This is a genomic window from Comamonas sp. CAH-2 (assembly GCF_009668305.1).
GTDB lineage: Bacteria > Pseudomonadota > Gammaproteobacteria > Burkholderiales > Burkholderiaceae_C > Comamonas > Comamonas aquatica.
This window is the reverse complement of the sequence record NZ_VSWF01000074.1, coordinates 1-1,977: the sequence shown is the minus strand read 5'-3', so window position 1 is coordinate 1,977 and position 1,977 is coordinate 1. Positions and strand designations below refer to the sequence as shown.

Sequence of the window (1,977 nt, the reverse complement as noted above, 5' to 3'; positions counted from 1 at the left end):
TGGGGGCTGGCTTCAGGCCGGCCGCGGCGCGCAGCAGGGTGGCCTTGTCGGTGCGTGGGTCTTGGTTCACATCGCGGGCGCGATATGGGCTTCGCCCACGGACCGCTTCCGCCTTGTCCGCGCGGCGGTTTGAATTACTTCAAACCCGCTGCAGCGCGCAGCAGGGCAGCCTTGTCGGTGCGCTCCCAGGTGAACTCGGGCTCTTCGCGGCCGAAGTGGCCGTAGGCGGCGGTCTTGCTGTAGATGGGGCGCAGCAGGTCCAGCATCTGGATGATGCCCTTGGGGCGCAGGTCGAAGTGCGCCGCCACCAGCTTGGCGATTTCCGCATCGGGAATCACGCCTGTGCCTTCGGTGTACACGGTGATGTTCATGGGGCGGGCCACGCCGATGGCGTAGGCCACCTGCACCTGGCACTGGCGTGCCAGGCCGGCGGCCACCACGTTCTTGGCCACGTAGCGGGCGGCGTAGGCGGCCGAGCGGTCCACCTTGGTGGGGTCCTTGCCGGAGAAGGCGCCGCCGCCATGGGGGCAGGCACCGCCGTAGGTGTCCACAATGATCTTGCGGCCGGTCAGGCCGCAGTCACCCTGGGGGCCGCCGACAACGAAGCGGCCGGTGGGATTGATCAGGTACTTGGTGTCCAGCAGCCACTCGGAGGGCAGCACGGGCTTGATGATCTCTTCGATGATGGCTTCGGTGAACGAGGCCTTCATCTTGGTGGCGGTTTCCGACTGGTCGGGGCTGTGCTGGGTGGACAGCACCACGGTGTCGATGCTGTGGGGCTTGCCGTCGACGTAGCGCAGGGTCACCTGGCTCTTGGCGTCGGGGCGCAGGAAGGGCAGACGGCCATCCTTGCGCAGCTGGGCCTGGCGTTCCATCAGGCGGTGCGCGTAGTAGATGGGCGCGGGCATCAGCTCGGGCGTTTCGTCGCAGGCATAGCCGAACATCAGACCCTGGTCGCCGGCGCCGGTGTTCAGTTCGTCGTCGCTGGCCTTGTCCACGCCCTGGGCGATGTCCTGGCTTTGCTTGTCGTAGGCGACGAGCACGGCGCAGCCCTTGTAGTCGATGCCGTATTCGGTGTTGTCGTAGCCGATGCGCTTGATGGTGTCGCGCGCCACCTGGATGTAGTCCACGTTGGCGCCGGTGGTGATTTCACCGGCCAATACCACCAGACCGGTGTTGGTCAGCGTCTCGGCAGCCACGCGGCTGTGGGGGTCTTGGGTGAAAATTGCGTCCAGGATCGCATCGGAAATCTGGTCCGCCACCTTGTCGGGGTGGCCTTCAGAGACCGATTCCGAGGTGAAGAGAAAGTCGTTCGCCATTGAATAAACTCCTGTCTTGGCAATTGCGTTGCCTCGGCTGACAGAAGTCGGGCGAACGCTTTAGCAGTCTTTTTTTACGTCGCCCTGCAAGTTGCTCTGTTAACTCGGCGACAGCCGCACATTGTACATGTCAACGCTTTTTCGTTTCCTCTCTGTGGTGCCTTTGCCCCTGGTGCACGCACTGGGCGCGTGCCTGGGCTGGCTGGCCTGGGCTTGCTCGCCCACCTACCGGCGCCGTTTTGCCGCCAATAGCCGGCAGGCGGGCTACCGCTTCGCCCAGGTGCGGGCCGCGGTTGGCCATGCCGGGCGCATGGTGACGGAGCTGCCCCGCCTGTGGCTGCGCGACACCGCGGTCAACGCCGTGCATGGTGCCGAGGTGGTGGAGCAGGCCTGGGCGCGCGGCAAGGGCATCCTGTTCCTGACCCCGCACCTGGGTTGCTTCGAGCTGTCGGTGCAGGGCGCGGCGCGGCAGTGGTCGGCGCAGCATGGGCCGATCACCATCCTCTACCGCCCCGCCAAGCAGGCCTGGCTGGCCGAGATGATGCTGACTGCGCGCAACCGCAGCGGCGTGCAGGCCGTGCCCACCACGCTGGCGGGCGTGCGCCAGATGATCAAGGCGCTGCGCAAGGGCGCGGCCGTGGGCCTGCTGCCCGACCAG

The 1,977-nt window shown here is 66.4% G+C and carries 1 protein-coding gene and 1 pseudogene; one reads left to right on the top strand and one right to left on the bottom strand.

Going from position 1 to position 1,977, the window contains the following annotated elements:
• Positions 1-134 precede the first annotated feature (134 nt).
• The gene (gene metK / locus FYM52_RS18515) at positions 135-1,319 is read right to left on the bottom strand and encodes a methionine adenosyltransferase (RefSeq protein WP_154165148.1); all 1,185 of its coding nucleotides are present in this window, start codon (positions 1,317-1,319) and stop codon (positions 135-137) included.
• A gap of 127 nt (positions 1,320-1,446) precedes the next feature.
• Between metK and FYM52_RS18510 the strand changes: the two are divergent.
• Positions 1,447-1,977, top strand: a pseudogene (locus FYM52_RS18510) (lysophospholipid acyltransferase family protein); the annotation flags it as partial.

Excerpts from the sequence above, each read along its gene's own strand:
- metK (WP_154165148.1), bottom strand. The coding sequence starts at position 1,319 with ATGGCGAACGACTTTCTCTTCACCTCGGAATCGGTCTCTGAAGGCCAC.